The 16,052-nt window shown below is 58.8% G+C and carries 17 protein-coding genes; 15 read left to right on the plus strand and 2 right to left on the minus strand.

Going from position 1 to position 16,052, the window contains the following annotated elements; all coding sequences use genetic code 11:
- The 9 genes from gspF (at position 1) to ACZYTD_RS04110 (ending at position 6,851) form a co-directional block, all read left to right on the plus strand.
- A complete protein-coding gene (gene gspF, locus ACZYTD_RS04070) occupies positions 1 to 1,221 on the plus strand; it encodes a type II secretion system inner membrane protein GspF (RefSeq protein WP_463889535.1) in 1,221 nt (406 codons plus the stop codon).
- Positions 1,222 to 1,311: 90 nt separating this feature from the next.
- A complete protein-coding gene (gene gspG, locus ACZYTD_RS04075; protein WP_463889538.1) occupies positions 1,312 to 1,749 on the plus strand; it encodes a type II secretion system major pseudopilin GspG in 438 nt (145 codons plus the stop codon).
- Positions 1,750 to 2,478, plus strand: a complete 729-nt coding sequence (gene gspH, locus ACZYTD_RS04080; protein WP_463889542.1) for a type II secretion system minor pseudopilin GspH — start codon at positions 1,750 to 1,752, stop codon at positions 2,476 to 2,478.
- Positions 2,475 to 2,834, plus strand: coding sequence for a type II secretion system minor pseudopilin GspI (gspI, locus tag ACZYTD_RS04085; protein ID WP_463889545.1), 360 nt, complete (start codon positions 2,475 to 2,477; stop codon positions 2,832 to 2,834). The genes gspH and gspI overlap by 4 nt, the downstream gene beginning before the upstream one ends.
- Complete coding sequence (gene gspJ / locus ACZYTD_RS04090) at positions 2,821 to 3,459, plus strand: type II secretion system minor pseudopilin GspJ (RefSeq protein WP_463889548.1); 639 nt, start codon at positions 2,821 to 2,823, stop codon at positions 3,457 to 3,459. Before gspI ends, gspJ begins: the two co-directional genes overlap by 14 nt.
- Positions 3,456 to 4,445 carry a type II secretion system minor pseudopilin GspK gene (gspK, locus tag ACZYTD_RS04095; protein ID WP_463889550.1) on the plus strand — a complete coding sequence of 330 codons (990 nt, stop codon included), beginning with the start codon at positions 3,456 to 3,458 and terminating at the stop codon, positions 4,443 to 4,445. The genes gspJ and gspK overlap by 4 nt, the downstream gene beginning before the upstream one ends.
- Entirely contained in the window at positions 4,442 to 5,629 is a 1,188-nt protein-coding gene (gene gspL, locus ACZYTD_RS04100) for a type II secretion system protein GspL (RefSeq protein WP_463889552.1), read from the plus strand. Before gspK ends, gspL begins: the two co-directional genes overlap by 4 nt.
- Positions 5,626 to 6,105 carry a type II secretion system protein GspM gene (gene gspM / locus ACZYTD_RS04105; RefSeq protein WP_463889554.1) on the plus strand — a complete coding sequence of 160 codons (480 nt, stop codon included), beginning with the start codon at positions 5,626 to 5,628 and terminating at the stop codon, positions 6,103 to 6,105. Before gspL ends, gspM begins: the two co-directional genes overlap by 4 nt.
- Entirely contained in the window at positions 6,102 to 6,851 is a 750-nt protein-coding gene (locus ACZYTD_RS04110; protein ID WP_463889555.1) for a type II secretion system protein N, read from the plus strand. Before gspM ends, ACZYTD_RS04110 begins: the two co-directional genes overlap by 4 nt.
- A 52-nt stretch (positions 6,852 to 6,903) precedes the next feature.
- Here ACZYTD_RS04110 and yrfG read toward each other — a convergent pair whose 3' ends face one another.
- The gene (yrfG, locus tag ACZYTD_RS04115; RefSeq protein ID WP_463889558.1) at positions 6,904 to 7,584 is read right to left on the minus strand and encodes a GMP/IMP nucleotidase; all 681 of its coding nucleotides are present in this window, start codon (positions 7,582 to 7,584) and stop codon (positions 6,904 to 6,906) included.
- Positions 7,585 to 7,656: 72 nt separating this feature from the next.
- Between yrfG and nudE the strand changes: the two genes are divergently transcribed.
- The gene (gene nudE / locus ACZYTD_RS04120; protein ID WP_463889561.1) at positions 7,657 to 8,229 is read left to right on the plus strand and encodes an ADP compounds hydrolase NudE; all 573 of its coding nucleotides are present in this window, start codon (positions 7,657 to 7,659) and stop codon (positions 8,227 to 8,229) included.
- A gap of 253 nt (positions 8,230 to 8,482) precedes the next feature.
- Here the strand turns inward: nudE and metJ are convergent, their stop codons facing one another.
- Positions 8,483 to 8,803, minus strand: a complete 321-nt coding sequence (gene metJ, locus ACZYTD_RS04125; RefSeq protein ID WP_463889564.1) for a met regulon transcriptional regulator MetJ — start codon at positions 8,801 to 8,803, stop codon at positions 8,483 to 8,485.
- Positions 8,804 to 8,979: 176 nt separating this feature from the next.
- Between metJ and metB the strand changes: the two genes are divergently transcribed.
- The 5 genes from metB (at position 8,980) to ACZYTD_RS04150 (ending at position 15,985) form a co-directional block, all read left to right on the plus strand.
- On the plus strand, positions 8,980 to 10,143 hold the full coding sequence (metB, locus tag ACZYTD_RS04130; RefSeq protein ID WP_463889566.1) for a cystathionine gamma-synthase: 1,164 nt from the start codon (positions 8,980 to 8,982) through the stop codon (positions 10,141 to 10,143).
- Positions 10,144 to 10,185: 42 nt separating this feature from the next.
- Positions 10,186 to 12,597 carry a bifunctional aspartate kinase/homoserine dehydrogenase II gene (locus tag ACZYTD_RS04135; RefSeq protein ID WP_463889569.1) on the plus strand — a complete coding sequence of 804 codons (2,412 nt, stop codon included), beginning with the start codon at positions 10,186 to 10,188 and terminating at the stop codon, positions 12,595 to 12,597.
- 327 nt (positions 12,598 to 12,924) lie between these two features.
- Positions 12,925 to 13,533, plus strand: a complete 609-nt coding sequence (locus ACZYTD_RS04140; RefSeq protein WP_463889572.1) for an MliC family protein — start codon at positions 12,925 to 12,927, stop codon at positions 13,531 to 13,533.
- Positions 13,534 to 13,657: 124 nt separating this feature from the next.
- A complete protein-coding gene (locus ACZYTD_RS04145) occupies positions 13,658 to 14,647 on the plus strand; it encodes a YncE family protein (protein ID WP_463889574.1) in 990 nt (329 codons plus the stop codon).
- A gap of 348 nt (positions 14,648 to 14,995) precedes the next feature.
- The gene (locus ACZYTD_RS04150) at positions 14,996 to 15,985 is read left to right on the plus strand and encodes a WD40 repeat domain-containing protein (RefSeq protein WP_463889577.1); all 990 of its coding nucleotides are present in this window, start codon (positions 14,996 to 14,998) and stop codon (positions 15,983 to 15,985) included.
- The last annotated feature ends 67 nt before the right edge of the window (positions 15,986 to 16,052 follow it).

Genomic DNA, 16,052 nt, shown 5'->3' on the forward strand with positions numbered 1-16,052 from the left:
ATGGCGGCGTTTGAGTATGTAGCCCTGGACGGCAAGGGGCGGCGCAAGCAGGGGGTGCTGGAGGCAGACTCCGGCCGCCAGGTGCGTCAGCAATTGCGTGAACAGGGGCTGACGCCGCTGGAGGTGACCGAAGCGGTGGAGAAGGTGCGGCGCGAGGCTCAGGGTTTCAGCCTGTTCCGCCCGACCATCACCACCAGTGAATTGGCATTGATCACCCGCCAACTCTCCACTCTGGTGGCCGCATCGCTACCCATTGAAGAGGCACTCAGAGCCGTGGCTCAGCAGTGCGAGAAACCCAAGCTGCGCACCCTGATGGCGGCGGTGCGGGGCAAAGTGGTCGAAGGCCATGGTTTGGCGGACTCCCTGGCGGGTTTTCCCTCCATCTTTGATCAACTCTATCGCGCCATGGTGGCCGCGGGGGAAAAATCCGGTCATCTGGAAAAGGTGCTGAACCGGCTTGCCGATTACACCGAGCAGCGGCAGAAGATGAAGAGCAAGCTGATGCAGGCGATGATCTACCCCGTGATGCTGACCCTGGTGGCCGTCGGGGTTATCTCGATCCTGCTCTCCTCCGTGGTGCCCAAGGTGGTGGAGCAGTTTATTCATATGAAACAGGAGCTGCCCTTTTCCACCCGCTTCCTGATGGGCGCCAGCGACTTTGTCCGTGATTTTGGTCTGGTGATAGTGGCGTTGGTGATTGGGGCGTTATTTGTGTTTCGCTGGTGGAATCAAAAACCGGAGCGGCGGCTGCGTTACCATGCTCTGCTGTTGCGCCTGCCGGTGATTGGCCGCGTCAGCCGGAGCCTGAACACGGCCCGTTTCGCCCGGACCCTGAGCATTCTCAACTCCAGCGCCGTGCCCTTACTGGAGGGGATGCGCATCAGTGGCGAGGTGCTGACCAATGATCTGGCACGGGAGCGCCTGGTGGAGGCTTCCGAGCGGGTGCGCGAGGGGACCAGCCTGCGCTCTGCGTTGGAGCAGACCAAACTCTTCCCCCCCATGATGCTGCACATGATAGCCTCGGGTGAGCGGAGCGGTGAGCTGGATAGCATGCTGGAGCGGGCAGCCGACAACCAGGACCGTGAGTTTGAGAGCCAGGTCAATATCGCCCTCGGGGTGTTTGAGCCAGCCTTGGTGGTGAGTATGGCCGCCATAGTGTTGTTCATCGTCATGGCGATCCTGCAGCCCCTGCTGCAACTGAATAACATGGTGAGTATGTAGGTCTCCTGCCTGGGTTATCTTCCGATGCGGCCTGCGGGCGGCTCATTTTTTCGATGCAAGGTGTCACTTAGTTATCAATGGGAGTAGTGCATGAATAAGCAACGTCAACGCGGTTTTACCCTGCTGGAAATCATGGTGGTTATCGTGATCCTCGGTGTTTTGGCTAGCATGGTGGTGCCCAACCTGATGGGTAACAAGGAGAAGGCGGATCGACAAAAAGCGGTGAGCGATATCGTCGCCCTGGAAAATGCGCTCGGCATGTACAAGTTGGATAACAGCGTCTACCCCACGACAGAGCAGGGTATGGAGGCCTTGGTGACTAAGCCCCAGAGCCAGCCTGAACCGCGCAACTATGCTGAAGATGGTTACATCAAGCGTCTGCCCAAAGATCCCTGGGGTGGTGACTATCAACTGGTCAGCCCGGGTGAACATGGCAAGATCGATGTGTTCTCCAATGGCCTGGATGGTGAAGCGGGTACCGATGATGACATCGGCAACTGGAACATGGATCAGAAGGGCGACAAATAAATGCCGCGTCGCTGCCGGGGCTTCACCCTTATCGAGATCATGTTGGTTATCGTGATCATCGGTTGTGCCGTGGGTATCGTGGTGTTGTCGATACCCGGTGCGGGCGGCTCTGGCGATCGTGATCTCAAGAGCCTGAGTGAGCAACTGGCGGCCTCCGTCCGCATGGCCGCCGATCAGTCCGTGCTGGAGGGGCGTACCATAGCCCTGCAAGTGGATGACTCGGGCTATCAGTTCCTGGTGCGTGAGGCGAAAACCCCAGCCCGCGACGACGCGCAGGCGCAGGATGGCGATAAGCCAGCCCAGCCCAATGACGAGGCGCAAAGCGAGAACAGTAGCGCCAGCAAAGAGATCCCCACGGCTTGGGAAGATCAGGTCTGGGTCCCCTATGAGAAGGAAAAGTTTGCCTCCAGTCATGAGTTTCCCGAGAACACCAAGATAGAGCTGGACCTGGGCGGCTTGGCGCTGGAGAGCGAAGAGGCCAAGATTGGTCAACAGAAGCCGGACTGGTTTGCCCAGAACGACGGTGAAGAGGGCAAGGCCAATCCGGAGCCACAGATTTTCCTGTTGCCGGGTGGCGAAATCACGCCCTTTAAGCTGACGATCACCGAGGTACTGCCCGGGGATGAGAGTGGCAGCGAGGGCCACTTCTATCGCCAGATCCGTGGCGATGAGGCGGGCCAGGTCCGCTTGCTGACCGCCGACCAGGTGAAGGCGGAGGATGACCAGTGAACGCCAGAGGGATGACCCTGCTGGAGGTAATGGTGGCTTTGGCCATCTTCGCCGTGGCTGGGCTCGCCCTGGTGCGTACCGTGAGCCAACAGACAGTGGGACTCTCCGCCCTGGAAGAGAAGACCCTGGCCACCTGGGTGGCGGATAACCATCTGGCCGAGGTGAAACTGGCCAAGAGCTGGCCCGGACTCTCCTGGACCGAAGGCACAGAGGAGCTGGCAGGGCGCAAATGGTACTGGCGCTGGCGTGGTGTCGAAACCGAAGACGATCAATTTCGCGCCATCGATGTGGAAGTGCGCACCGATAGCCAATCCAAGAATCCCAGAGTGACGTTGCGTACCTATGTCAATCGCTAAGCGCCAACCCGCTCTTCCCGTTCGCCTCGGCGCCGGCTTCACTCTGCTTGAGGTGCTGCTGGCCTTGGTCGTCTTTGCCAGCCTAAGCCTGAGTGCCTATCAGGTGCTGCAGGGGGTGCTCAAGAGCGATGAGAAGAGCCGGGTCAAGGTAGAGCGGCTTGCCAGCGTGCAGCGGGCCTTCGGCGCGCTGGAGCGGGATTTCAGCCAGATAGTGCCACGTTCTTCGCGCATCAATGGCGAGGTCAGCAAGGTGGTATTTCAGGCGGCTCGCTATCAGATGGAGAGTGATGATTGGTCCGCCAGCTTTGTGCGTGCCGGTTGGCTCAATCCAGGCGCCGTACTGCCCCGTTCACAACTCCAGAAGGTGGGTTACCGCCTGCGCGAGGGCAAGCTGGAGCGGTTGAGTTTTCTCTACGTCGATCCGGCCATAGGTACCGAGCCCACAGTCACACCCGTGCTGGAGCAGGTGAAAAGCTTCGGGTTGCGTTTCTGGAACGGCAGCAACTGGCTGGAGGAGTGGAGTAACAGCGCTATCCTGCCGACGGCCGTGGAGGTGACCCTGGTGCTGGAAGATTATGGCAAGGTGCGGCGTCTGTTTCTGGTCGCCCTGGAGAGCCAGCCATGAAGCGCCAGCGCGGGGTAGCCCTGCTGGTGGTGTTGCTGATCCTGGCCATAATGATGGTGGTGGCGACTAACATCAGTAGCCGCTTTCAGCTGCAGTTGATGCGAACGAGTAATCTGGTCACCCTGAGCCAGGGTAAGTGGTACGCCATGGCCGCCGAGGCTCTGGTGAGCAAGATACTACACCAGGATATCAAGGACAGCCCGACCCGGGTCCACCTGGCCCAGTATTGGGCTAGCCAGGGGCAGATCTTTCCGGTAGAAGGGGGCACCATACACGGGGTGATCCACGATGCCCAGGGCTGTTTCAACGTCAACTCGGTCAACAGCGGATCCACGGGGGCCGATGCGGCGGAGCCCAGTTATGCGGGCAAAGTGTTCCGCCAACTGTTGATCAATTTGAAGGTCGAAGAGTTCGAGGCGGCACAGATCACCGATGCCTTGCGCGACTGGATCGATCCGAATGATGAGCTGGTCTCCAGCCTGGGGGCGGAAGACGCCTGGTATCAGGGGCTCAAGGTGCCCTATGTCGCGGCCAATGGCCCGCTGACCGACATCAGTGAACTGAGATTGGTGCGTGGCATCACACCCAGTATCTACCGCCGTTTGGCTCCCATGGTCTGTGCTCTGCCGAGCAAGGAGATGGCGCTCAACGTCAACACGCTGCGCCCTGAGCAACTGCCGTTGGTCTCGGCCCTGTTTATCGGTCAGCTGGACGCGGAGCAGAGCAAGCGGTTGTTGGAGGTTAGACCTCGTGACGGTTGGACCGGCACCGATCTTTTCATGAATGAGCCTCTGGTGGCTAATGCCGTGGCGAGCAGTGGGGTGGCGGCTGCGGTGTTCAAGCAGAGCCTGGGTGTCAACAGTAACTATTTCGAGGCCAAGCTGGAGGTGACCCTGGATGAAACCAAGATTCACGTCATCAGCCTGTTCAAGAGTAATAACAACAAGATCAGCGTGATCCGCCGACAGTACGGAGGCTCGGAGTGAACGAATATTTGGTAGTCCGCCTGGGGGTGGAGCCTACAGACCCAGTCAATTGGCTGGTCTGGTCGCAGATCGAACAGGGCATCATAGCCAGCGGTACCCTGGCGGGCGCCGCTGAATTGGTCCAGCTCCAGGAGCGAGCAGGCGGGCGCCCTATCATAGGGTTAGCGCCGGCCTCCGAGCTATTGTTCCGGGAAGTCACCCTACCTGGTCGCCTGAATCGGCAGACCATCAAGGCGCTGCCCTTCTTGCTGGAGGAGCAGATTGCCAGCGACGTGGAGTCTTTGCATCTGGTGGTGCTGAGCAGTCAGGAGCGGCAGGTTAAGCTGGTGGCGGTGGACAAGGAGCGCATGAGCCAATGGCTCACCTGGTTTGCCGAGGCAGGCTTGACCCTGAAGACGCTGGTGCCAGATGTGTTGACCTTACCGCTGGCGGTCGAGGGAGAGTGGAGTGCCGTCGAGCTCAATGGCCACTGGCTGGTGCGTCAGAGCGAGTGGGCTGGTTTACAGGCCGAGCCGGAGTGGTTGAGCGCCCTGTTCATCACCTTTGATCCCCCTCCCGTGGTGATCAGTTACAGCACGCCACCTCGTGATTGCCCTGGTGAGTGGCGCTCGCAACCGGCCGAGCTCGCCCTGCAGCTGATGGCGCAGGGGGCGCTTACCGCCCGGGGTAACTTGTTGACCGGCCCCTACCGCAAGCAGCCCGAGTGGCAGCGTTTGTTGCAGCCTTGGCGCAAAGTGGCCCTGGTGGCGGGGCTGTTTCTCACCCTGCTGCTGGGCGATCAGCTGCTCATGCTACGCAGCATGCAGCAGGAGAGTCAGCAGCTCAAGTTGCAGACGGTTCAGCTCTATCAGCAGTTGTTCCCCGGCGAGAAGCGGGTGATCAACCCCAAACAGCAGATGAACCAACACCTCAAGGCCCTGAGTGGTCACAGCAGCCATGATGGCTTCCTGCGCCAGTTGATGAAGCTGGTGCCCATGTTTGCCCAATTGCCAACGCTGCGACCGGATCAGCTGCGCTACGATGACACTCACGGCGAGATCCGTTTGCAGGCCACCGCCGATGGCTATCAGGATTTCGACCGCTTCCGCCAACTGGTGGCCCAGCAGTTCGAGGTCAAGCCGGGCGATATGAAGAGCGAGGGCGGTAAGGTGCAGGGCACTCTGCTATTAAGGAGCAAATCATGATGAGTTGGTGGAGCCAACTGAATGAACGTGAGCGGCGGCTGGTCGGTATTGGTGGCCCGCTGTTGTTGCTGGCGATCATCTACTGGGGTGCCTGGACCCCCTTCCAGCAGCATGTGCAGGAGGTGGAACGCCAGTTAGCTTCCCAACGGAATACCCTGGCCTGGATGGCGCAGAAGGGGGGGGAGATCCGTCAGTTGCAGTCTTCTGGTGGTAATCGCGTCGATCTCTCCATGACGCTGGAAGCCGTAGTGAATCTCACCTCACACCAACTGGGGTTGACGCTGACTCGGCTGCAGCCCATGGATAAGGAGCTGCTGGTGGAGATTGACCAGGTCGAGTTTGAGCGCCTGGTGAACTGGTTGGTGGTGATGGAACGAGATTATGGGGTGGGTGTCAAAGTGATAGAGATTGGCACCGAGGGTGAACGCAAGGGGACGGTGAAGATCCGTCGTCTACAGGTGGGCCGCGATAAATGAAGCGTATGATCCGGGGGGCACTGTTTACCCTGTGCTGTTATCTCTTCTTCCTGCTGGCTCAATGTCCGGCCGAGCGAGTCTTGCCCTGGCTGCCTTTGCCGCCAGAGCTCAAACTGAGTGGTGTCTCCGGCTCCATCTGGCAGGGCGAGGTGGCCCGTATCGATTGGCGTGGCACCACACTGCGCAAGGTAAGTTGGCGGCTGCCCATCAGCAGCCTGCTGCTGGTGAGTCCGGCGTTGCAGCTCACCTTCAAGGATCCTGGCACCCTGTTGGGGCGGGCTGAGGTGAGCGGCTTGCGCCAACCCCAATTGAGTGACGTGAGTCTGCAGGCTCCGGCCGACTGGATCATGGCTCAGGCCAAGTTGCCCCTGCCGGTTACGGTCAGCGGTAAGATACAGTTGGAGCTAGATCAGCTCCAGATCACCCCGACTCGTTGTGAGGCGCTGCAGGGCACTTTACAGTGGAGTGGCGCGGGTATGGATTCCCAGTTTGGCTCCTTGCGTCTGGGTTGTGCCAAGGCCGATCTGAGCTGCGCGAAGGGCAAGCTGGTGGTCAAGCTCAAGCAAGGTTCGGAGCAGTTGCAGGTGGAGGGGCGCGGCGAGTTGAGCCTGCCCAATACCTACAGCTTCCAGGGCACCCTGACCCCGGGTCAGGGTTTGCCGGACAGCATGGCTCAGGGGCTGAATTTCATCGGCCAACGTGACAGCCAAGGCCGGGTGCGACTGGATTATGCGGGTCGCTTCTAGCCGGGTGATAGCGAAATAGTGATAAGGCTCCTTTTGGGAGCCTTATCTGTTTTTACGCTTGTGGGCAGGGGGTTGCCAGCAGGCTCGGCAGCAGGGTGCCATAGTCGCTGATGGCCGGAAAGTCGGTCACCTGCTGATGGGGCTGTTGGCTGTCCGGGTTGAGGATCCCCAGCAGGTGGCCGATGCCAAACTGCCGAGCGGCTTGTAGTATGCGCTGGGAGTCGTCGATAAACAGGGTGCGTGCAGGGGTGAACTGCAGCCGCTGGTGTAGGGCTTGCCAGCAGCCTTGATGCTCCTTGGATAGGCCAAACTCATGAGTGGAGTAGAGCCCATCTACGTAGTGATCCAGGGGGGTGTGCTTGAGCTTCAATGCCAGACTGGCCGGGTGGGCATTGGTAAAGAGATAGAGGCGTCGGCCACTGTGGCGCAGGGCATCAAGAAAGGGGCGGACATCTGGCCGCCAGCGCACCTTGTGCTCTATCTCCTGTTTCATGGCCACTATGTCCAGTTGCAACTGCTCGCTCCAGTACTCCAGGCAGTACCACTCCAGCGTCCCGGCCACGGCGGCAAACTTGGGCTGTAGTCGCACCCGAGCCTCATCCAGCGGGATGCCGCGGGCCTGGCCCCAGCGCTCCGGCACCAACTGTTGCCAGAAGTAGTTATCGAAGTGCAGATCGATCAGGGTGCCATCCATATCCAACAGCACAGTTTCTATCTCTTGCCAGGCGAGCATGGTGTTCCTTGTCTGACTTTGCTTACAATGGCCATCTGATGTGGCGGAGGCGGCGATTATAGCCGAACAGCGATGACACAGGAAAAAAGCAAGCCGGAGATCCTCAAACGGGAAGTGGTGGCCGAGAGTCGCCTCTTCAAGGTGGAGTCACTCCACCTGCGCTTTGCCAATGGCGAGGAGCGGATCTACGAGCGGATGCAGGGGGGGCACAGGGGCGCCGCCATGGTGGTGCCGCTGCTGGATGACCAGACCCTGCTGCTGGTGCGCGAGTATGCGGCCGGCACCCACAGCTATGAGCTGGGATTTCCCAAAGGGGTCATCGACCCCGGTGAAGAGTGTTTTACCGCCGGCAATCGGGAGCTGATGGAGGAGGCCGGGTATGGGGCTCGAGAGCTGGTGCATCTGAAGCAGGTGGCCCTGGCGCCGGGGTTCTTTGCCAGCCGCATGGATCTGTTGCTGGCCCGGGATCTCTACCCTGACTCGCGGGAGGGGGACGAGCCTGAGCCCCTGGAGCTGGTTACCTGGCCCCTGGCCGAGGCCGAAGCGCTACTGGAAAACCCGGATTTCAACGAGGCGCGCTGCATAGCGGCCCTGCTGTTGGCCCTGCGCTGGCTGCAACAACAAGGTCTCTATCAACCCAAATGAGCAGGCAACTGATCATGAAAAGGGTTTCTATCACGGCAATGAGCGGCCAGTCAGGTAGAGTAGCTTCATAGCTGTTACATCTCCTTAAGTCGGAGTAACTGCTGCAAGGGTCGATGCCTACGTACTCCTTGTCTCCCAACTGATTATTTTATCGACGCGGCCTGGCCGCGTTTTTTTTATCTTTTTTTTGGGGGGGGAAGCCAGAGACGACTAAGGCAGCCTGGGCTGCCTTAGTGCGGGGACGCGAGGATCGCTATTCGTCATACTTCTCTATGGGCTTGCCCAGCAGCTCCATGATGGCGCGGCTCGACTCGGGTATGTCGTCGGGCCTGTCCTTGCGCAAATCCTCATCGCCAGGCAGTGGCTGGCCGGTGAAGGCGTGCAGAAAGGCTTCGCACAGCAGCTCGCTGTTGGTGGCATGGCGCAGGTTGTTCACTTGGCGCCGGGTCCGCTCGTCGGTGAGGATCTTCAATACCTTGAGCGGAATGGAGACGGTGATCTTCTTCACCTGTTCACTCTTCTTGCCGTGCTCTGCGTAGGGACTGATGTAGTCGCCGCTCCACTCTGTCTTCATCGCTCAACCCATATTCTGCCAATGCCGGCGGATTTTAACCCTTATACCAGGTAATGGCAATCCAACAGCAAAGCCATTTGGACGTCTAGAAGTATTGACGGCTTTTGTGGCGGCAGGTAAGGTGTAAGCTGCATTCAACTTCTACTCTATTTCAGCACCCCAGTCAGGAGAGGCACATGGCGGAGTATCAACGCGAAACCTACGCAGTCAAATCAGGCATAGCCAGCGATCAACAACATGGCGCCGTGGTGCCGCCCATCTATCTCTCTACCAACTATACCTTTGCCGGCTTCGGCGAGAAGCGGCAATTTGATTACAGCCGCTCCGGTAACCCGACGCGGGAGTTGCTGGGTCAGGCGCTGGCTGAGCTGGAAGGGGGCGCCGCCGGTGTCATCACAGGCACCGGCATGGGCGCCATCAATCTGGTCGCCACGGCACTGCTCAAGAGCGATGAGCTGCTGGTCGCCCCCCACGACTGTTACGGTGGTACCTATCGCCTGTTCCAGCATATGGCGGCCCGTGGTCACTACCGGCTGCTGTTTGTGGATCAGGGCGACGAGGCGGCGTTGGCGGCCGCCCTGGCTCAGAAGCCGAAACTGGTCTGGGTCGAGACGCCCTCCAACCCCCTGTTGCGGGTGGTGGATGTGGCCGCGCTCTGCGCCGCGGCCCATGGCGTGGGGGCCCTGGTGGCGGTGGATAACACCTTCCTCTCGCCGCTGTTGCAGCAACCGCTGAAGTTGGGTGCCGATGTGGTGGTGCACTCCACCACCAAGTACATCAACGGCCACTCGGATGTGGTGGGTGGTGCCGTCATTGCCAAGGATCCGGCCCTGGCCGAGCAATTAGCCTGGTGGGGCAACTGCCTGGGTCATACCGGCGGCGCTTTCGACTCCTACCTGACTCTGCGTGGCCTGCGTACTCTGGCGCCGCGCCTGCGTCAGCATCAGGAGAACGCCGCCGCCATCATAGCTTACCTACAGCAGCAGCCGCTGGTGGGCAAGATCTACCATCCGAGCCTGCCGTCGCACCCCGGTCATGAAATTGCCAAACGCCAGCAACATGGATTTGGTGCCATGTTGAGCTTCGAGGCCAAACTGGATCTGGAGCAGATGAAGTGCTTCCTGGGAGCCCTGGAGCTCTTCTGTCTGGCCGAGTCGCTGGGGGGCGTTGAGAGTCTGGTGGCCCATCCGGCCAGCATGACCCATGCGGGCATGGATGCCGAAGCCCGACGAGTCGCGGGGATTACCGATCAACTGTTGCGCTTGTCGGTGGGGATTGAGCATGCGGATGACCTGATCGCCGATCTGGATCAGGCCTTTGCCAAGGCGCGGGCTTTATAGTAGCGGTTTTTATTGGCGCGTCAGCGCAGTGGAGGAGGGGTAATGTCCGGTCGTCAGGTGCATAAGTTTGGTGGCAGTAGTCTGGCCGATCCCGGCTGTTATCGTCGGGTGGCGGGTCTGATTGAACAGCAGGCGGCGGGTCATGAGCTCATAGTGGTGTCCGCGGCGGGCAAGACCACCAACCGGCTGCTGCAACTGCTGGAGCTGGCCGAGGCGGGGGATCATGCCCAGAGCGTGGTCATTACCGCGCTGCAGAGTTATCAGCAGAGCCTGATTGATGATCTGCTGGAAGGGGAGGCTCAGACTGAACTGTCTGCCGCATTGGCCGCGGATCTGAAGGATCTCTGCCAGAGCCTGGCCTCGCCTGTGGATCACTTCGAGCGTAACCGCCTGCTCGCGTTGGGTGAGGTGTGGTCGGCACGGCTGCTGGCCGCTTTGCTGCACTCTCGCGGCAGTGCCGCCACCTGGCTGGATGCCCGTCGTTTCCTGCAAGCCGAGGAGGCGGCCTTGGCCCGGGTGGCCATAGCGCCCTCCCGTGAGCGGCTGCAGAGCCTGCTGGCCGAGTTGGGGCCACAGCATGTGGTGGTCACCGGCTTCATCGCCGCTGACGAGGCGGGCCATACCCTGTTGCTGGGGCGCAATGGCTCCGACTACTCCGCCACCCTGCTGGGTGCCTTAGCCGATGCCGATGCCACCACCATCTGGAGTGATGTGGCCGGGGTCTATAGCGCCGATCCTCGCCGGGTCAAGTCGGCCCATCTGCTGGAGCGTCTCTCCCTGGCTGAGGCCAATGAGTTGGCGCGACTCGGTTCCCCTGTCTTGCACAGCCGGACTCTGCAGCCGCTCCTCGATAGCCAGCAGCGCCTGGCGTTGCGCTGCAGCTATGACCCTGAATCAGGTTCGACCCAGATAGTGCGCCGCAAGTCCCAGGTCAAGGGCGCTCGCATCGTCACCTCTTTAGATCAGGTGGTGCTGCTGGAGCTGAAAGTCGCGCCGCAACAGGCCTACGCCGAAGCTACCGCTACGCTGGAGGCGGCGCTGGCCCAGCAACAACTGACGGCGCTGGCGACTCATCATCAGCCGGATCGCAAGCTGTTGCGCCTGGCCTATACCCCGGAAACCGCCCCCAACGCCGAGGCGCTGTTGCAGCAGTTGCAACAACAGGGGTTATGCAGCGGCCTGATACTGCGTGAAGGTTACAGCTTGCTGGCCCTGGTGGGGGCGGGCGTGTGTGACCACGCCGAACAGTGTCACCGCTTCTATCGCCTGCTGGCCGATCAACCCCTGGAGTTTATCCAGACCAGCAAAGAGGGGCTCAGCCTCATCGCCGTCGTGCGCGAGGTGACGCTGGAGCCGCTGCTGCTGGCTCTGCACGCCAGCCTGTTTCATCACACGCGCCGTGCTGGCATTGTGCTCTTTGGCCGTGGCAATATTGGCAGCCAGTGGCTCGATCTCTACGCTCAGGAGAAGAGTCGCCTGGAGCGAGAGCATCATCTGGAGTTGACTCTCTATGGGGTGTTTGACTCTCGCGGTGGCATGTTGGCCGAGGCGGGCCTCGATGCGCGGCAGATGCTGGACCACTTCCTGCCCGAGCCCTACACGCGGGGTGAATTGCTGGCCCAACTGGAGCAGCATAGCTTCGATGCCCTGATCCTCATCGACCTCACCGCCAGTGAGGAGTTGAGCGACTACTATCCTGACTTCGGGCAATTGGGGGCGCACCTCATCACCGCCAACAAGTATGCTGGCTCGGCCCCCATCGACTTCTACAATCGGGTTAAACAGAGCTTTGCCGATCATCAGCGTCAGTGGCGCTATAACGCCACGGTCGGGGCGGGGTTGCCCATTCAGAGCACGCTGCAGATGCTCTCTCACTCAGGGGATCGCATTCATGGGGTGAGCGGTATCTTCTCCGGCACCTTGAGCTGGTTGTTCCAGCAATATGATGGCACTCGCCCCTTCTCCGAGCTGGTGGAGGAGGCGTGGCAACATGGTCTGACCGAACCGGATCCTCGGGAGGATCTCTCGGGCCAGGATGTGCGGCGCAAGCTGCTGATCCTGGCGCGCGAGGCGGGTTTTGCCCTGGAGCCCGAGCAGATCACCCTGCGGAGCCTGGTGCCCTCCCGCTTGCGCAAGCTCAGCCGCGAAGCCTTCATGGAGCGGCTTGCCGAGCTGGATGAGCCCATACTGGAGGCCTTCGAGGAGGCCCAAGCCCATGGCAAGCAGCTGCGCTATGTGGCGCGTCTGCAGCGGGACGGTCGGGCCAGCGTCGGTCTGGAGGAGCTGGATCCCCATCACAGCTTCCTCAATCTGCGCCCCTGCGACAACATCTTCGCCATCGAGACCGATTGGTATCGCACCAACCCCTTGATCTTGCAGGGGCCGGGTGCGGGGCGGGAGGTAACGGCCGGCGCCGTCCAGGCCGACCTGTGGAGCATCTGCGCGGCACTCTAACTCACCATCAGCCCCTCTTGAGGGGCTGATGCTTGTCAGTTAAGAGGTTCGGGCGAGAGAGCCTCTCTCGCCAACTCGCCGTAAACCCTTCCGTGGGGGCTCGATGTCGGTATCCCTGCCGCCAACGGTTGGCTCAAAAGGCTATCTCGCCTTCACTAATTGACTGGTATTACTCTTCTTGAAGGCACTGTTGTTTTGTGTTGTTACTTTGCAGCAAGAGCCGCACAACCAGGTTTTAATGACGTTATTTTCATCCGGTTGTCATCTGGTTGCCAGGGGACATGGCATCACAGATGCGGGGTCTCAGGTCTCACTAAGGGGAAAGATATGACGCCAAAGGCTATCAGTTCATCCGGCTTGGGGTTGCTGCTGCTGGGGGCCGCGAGTCAGGCCCAGGCGGCCGAAGGCCCGGCCTTTGCCTGTGACAAGGTGGAGAAGGGGAGCATAGCGGCGCTGGTGTGTCAGGATGCCGGGCTCTCAGCCCTGGACCGCCAGCTCGCCTCTGTCTATGCCGCTGCCAGCAAGCGGGCGGTGAATGAACAGCCTCCCACCCTCAAAGCCGAGCAGCGGGGCTGGATCAAGGGGCGGGATGAGTGCTGGAAGAGCGAAGATAAGCGAGCCTGTGTCGCCGAGAGCTACCAGCTGCGCATAGTCGAACTTCAGGCCCGCTACCGCCTGGTGGAGAGCATAGGCCCGGTCACCTGGCAGTGTGATGGCAACCCGCACAACGAGGTGATCACCACTTTCTTCAAGACCAACCCCGGCACCCTTATCGCCGAGCGCGGCGATCAAAGCTCCCTGATGACCCAGCAGCCAAGCGGCAGTGGCACTCGTTATGCTGGCCGCAACGAAAGCTACTGGGAGCACCAGGGCGAGGCGACTATCGTCTGGGGTTATGGCGCCCCCGAGCTGCACTGTAAGAAGAGTCCAGAGTAGGGCTCAGATTGCCGACGCTGTGCGGAGAAATCATACTTGCTTGTTCGAGTCCCATGATAGGATTTGGCTTCATTTGTCGCTATCGACAAGTGGTTGTTGAATAGTAATCACGGGAATGGACACCATGAATAACAAATTGATTCTTATAGTGTGCGCGCTGGGTTCAATGTCGGCGCAAGCTGCAAGTGGATTTATCGAAGATTCGGCTCGGACAGATGTGGCTTATGACTCGGCCCGTCAAATTCTTTATATCAGTGGTGGCGATTCTGTTCGTCGCTATGACATGTTGAAAAAGCAATTTCTGGCGCCATTAAAGCTGGGTGGTAGTTCTCTGGGGCTGGATATTTCTCCCGATGGACGGACCCTGGCCGTTGCCAATGGCTATCGTGGAGCCAAGGCCAATTTTGTGGATCTGGTCAATCTGGCAACCCTGAAGAGTAAACGTGTCAGCTTTCTTCTGGAATATGGTGAGGGTGGGACTTATAGCGTAGCGTGGGATCTTTATGGTGATCTGCTGGTGTCCAGTAAGTATGAAGGTTCAGGTTGGGTGCCGCTGCGCAAGATATCGGCGCGCGATGGGGCGGTAACAGAGCTGGGCTCGATCAATCAAGACTCAATGTTAGCGGCATCGGCAGACAAAAAGAGCATTGCTGTTGCCGAAGCCAATATCTCCAGTGGGGTCTGGGGGGTCTATCATGCCGGAGACACCAGTTATAAGTCTGATAATAGCCTGAATTCATTTAACTTCGAGATTGGTATCTCTGCTGATGGCTCTCAGGTGGCTATTCCCTCTTACAAAGGAGCGATGATAGACGATGCCAACAAGGTATTCCCTGCGGTTGGTGAGTCTGCAGGGGGGTTGCCGATTGCTGCGGCCTATTCGGCGCTGGAGAACAAGGTCTATTTCCCCATAGCCCAAACAAACTATATTGCCGTGTATAGTGCTTACAGCATGAAAGAGCTGAAGCGCTACACTGTACCTGGAACATATGATTGGACCGGAGGAAATGGGTACATAGAGGGGCGAACTAAGGTAGCTAACGACAACTCTTTCCTCTTTTCCACTCTGGATAAGGGAGTCTATTACACCACTATCCGCAAACCTGCCCAGTAATCTGGAGCATGATATATGCGCAGGCAAGCCCGCTCATTAAGCGGGCTTTTTCACATAAAAATTGACCACTTTCTGAGTCTCTGGGATCCCCCGTCGTTACGGGATGTGGTTGCTTAGACTTCCGTTTGATACAAACGCGCCAGCGGGAGTCCAGGATGGGTGTCCTTTGGGGTATCGACGCTAGAACCCCTTCACTCCCCCTATCCCCGAGGCCGTGCACTGCTTGGCCTTCTTTGTTTCACTGTGCGGAGAAATCATACTCACTTGTTCGAGTCCCATGATAGGATTTGGCTTCATTTGTCGCTATCGACAAGTGGTTGTTGAATAGTAATCACGGGAATGGATACCATGAATAACAAATTGATTCTTATAGTGTGCGCGCTGGGTTCAATGTCGGCGCAAGCTGCAAGTGGATTTATCGAAGATTCGGCTCGGGTAGATGTGGCTTATGACTCGGCCCGTCAAATTCTTTATATCAGTGGTGGCGATTCTGTTCGTCGCTATGACATGTTGAAAAAGCAATTTCTGGCGCCATTAAAGCTGGGTGGCAGTTCTCTGGGGCTGGATATTTCTCCCGATGGACGGACCCTTGCCGTTGCCAATGGCAATCGTGGAGCCAAAGCCAATTTTGTGGATCTGGTCAATCTGGCAACCCTGAAGAGTAAACGTGTCAGCTTTCCTCTGGAATATGGTGAGGGTGGGACCTATAGCGTAGCGTGGGATCTTTATGATGATCTGCTGGTGTCCAGTAAGTATGAAGGTTCAGGTTGGGTGCCGCTGCGCAAGTTATCGGCGCGCGATGGGGCGGTAACAAAGCTGGGCTCGATCCGGCAGGACTCGATACTAGCCGCATCGGCAGATAAAAAGAGCATTGCTGTTGCTGAAGCCAATATCTCCAGTGGGGCCTGGGGGGTCTATTATGCCGGAGACACCAGTTATAAGTCTGATAATAGCCTGAATTCATTTAACTTCGAGATTGGTATCTCTGCTGATGGCTCTCAGGTGGCTATTCCCTCTTACAAAGGAGCGATGATAGACGATGCCAACAAGGTATTCCCTGCGGTTGGTGAGTCTGCAGGGGGGTTGCCGATTGCTGCGGCCTATTCGGCGCTGGAGAACAAGGTCTATTTCCCCATGGCCCAAACAAACTATATTGCCGTGTATAGTGCTTACAGCATGAAAGAGCTGAAGCGCTACACTGTACCTGGAACATATGATTGGACCGGAGGACATGGGTATATAGAGGGGCGCACTAAGGTAGCTAACGACAACTCTTTCCTCTTTTCCACTCTGGATAAGGGCATCTATTACACCACTATCCGCAAACCTGCCCAGTAATCTGGAGCATGATATATGCGCAAGCAAGCCCGCTCATTAAGCGGGCTTTTTCACATAAAAATTGACC

The organism is Pseudaeromonas sp. HNCC25DJ180, from assembly GCF_055413345.1.

Excerpts from the sequence above, each read along its gene's own strand:
- gspF (WP_463889535.1), top strand. The coding sequence starts at position 1 with ATGGCGGCGTTTGAGTATGTAGCCCTGGACGGCAAGGGGCGGCGCAAG.
- gspG (WP_463889538.1), top strand. The coding sequence starts at position 1,312 with ATGAATAAGCAACGTCAACGCGGTTTTACCCTGCTGGAAATCATGGTG.
- gspH (WP_463889542.1), top strand. The coding sequence starts at position 1,750 with ATGCCGCGTCGCTGCCGGGGCTTCACCCTTATCGAGATCATGTTGGTT.
- gspJ (WP_463889548.1), top strand. The coding sequence starts at position 2,821 with ATGTCAATCGCTAAGCGCCAACCCGCTCTTCCCGTTCGCCTCGGCGCC.
- gspK (WP_463889550.1), top strand. The coding sequence starts at position 3,456 with ATGAAGCGCCAGCGCGGGGTAGCCCTGCTGGTGGTGTTGCTGATCCTG.
- gspM (WP_463889554.1), top strand. The coding sequence starts at position 5,626 with ATGATGAGTTGGTGGAGCCAACTGAATGAACGTGAGCGGCGGCTGGTC.
- ACZYTD_RS04110 (WP_463889555.1), top strand. The coding sequence starts at position 6,102 with ATGAAGCGTATGATCCGGGGGGCACTGTTTACCCTGTGCTGTTATCTC.
- yrfG (WP_463889558.1), bottom strand. The coding sequence starts at position 7,584 with ATGCTCGCCTGGCAAGAGATAGAAACTGTGCTGTTGGATATGGATGGC.
- nudE (WP_463889561.1), top strand. The coding sequence starts at position 7,657 with ATGACACAGGAAAAAAGCAAGCCGGAGATCCTCAAACGGGAAGTGGTG.
- metJ (WP_463889564.1), bottom strand. The coding sequence starts at position 8,803 with ATGAAGACAGAGTGGAGCGGCGACTACATCAGTCCCTACGCAGAGCAC.
- metB (WP_463889566.1), top strand. The coding sequence starts at position 8,980 with ATGGCGGAGTATCAACGCGAAACCTACGCAGTCAAATCAGGCATAGCC.
- ACZYTD_RS04135 (WP_463889569.1), top strand. The coding sequence starts at position 10,186 with ATGTCCGGTCGTCAGGTGCATAAGTTTGGTGGCAGTAGTCTGGCCGAT.
- ACZYTD_RS04140 (WP_463889572.1), top strand. The coding sequence starts at position 12,925 with ATGACGCCAAAGGCTATCAGTTCATCCGGCTTGGGGTTGCTGCTGCTG.
- ACZYTD_RS04145 (WP_463889574.1), top strand. The coding sequence starts at position 13,658 with ATGAATAACAAATTGATTCTTATAGTGTGCGCGCTGGGTTCAATGTCG.
- ACZYTD_RS04150 (WP_463889577.1), top strand. The coding sequence starts at position 14,996 with ATGAATAACAAATTGATTCTTATAGTGTGCGCGCTGGGTTCAATGTCG.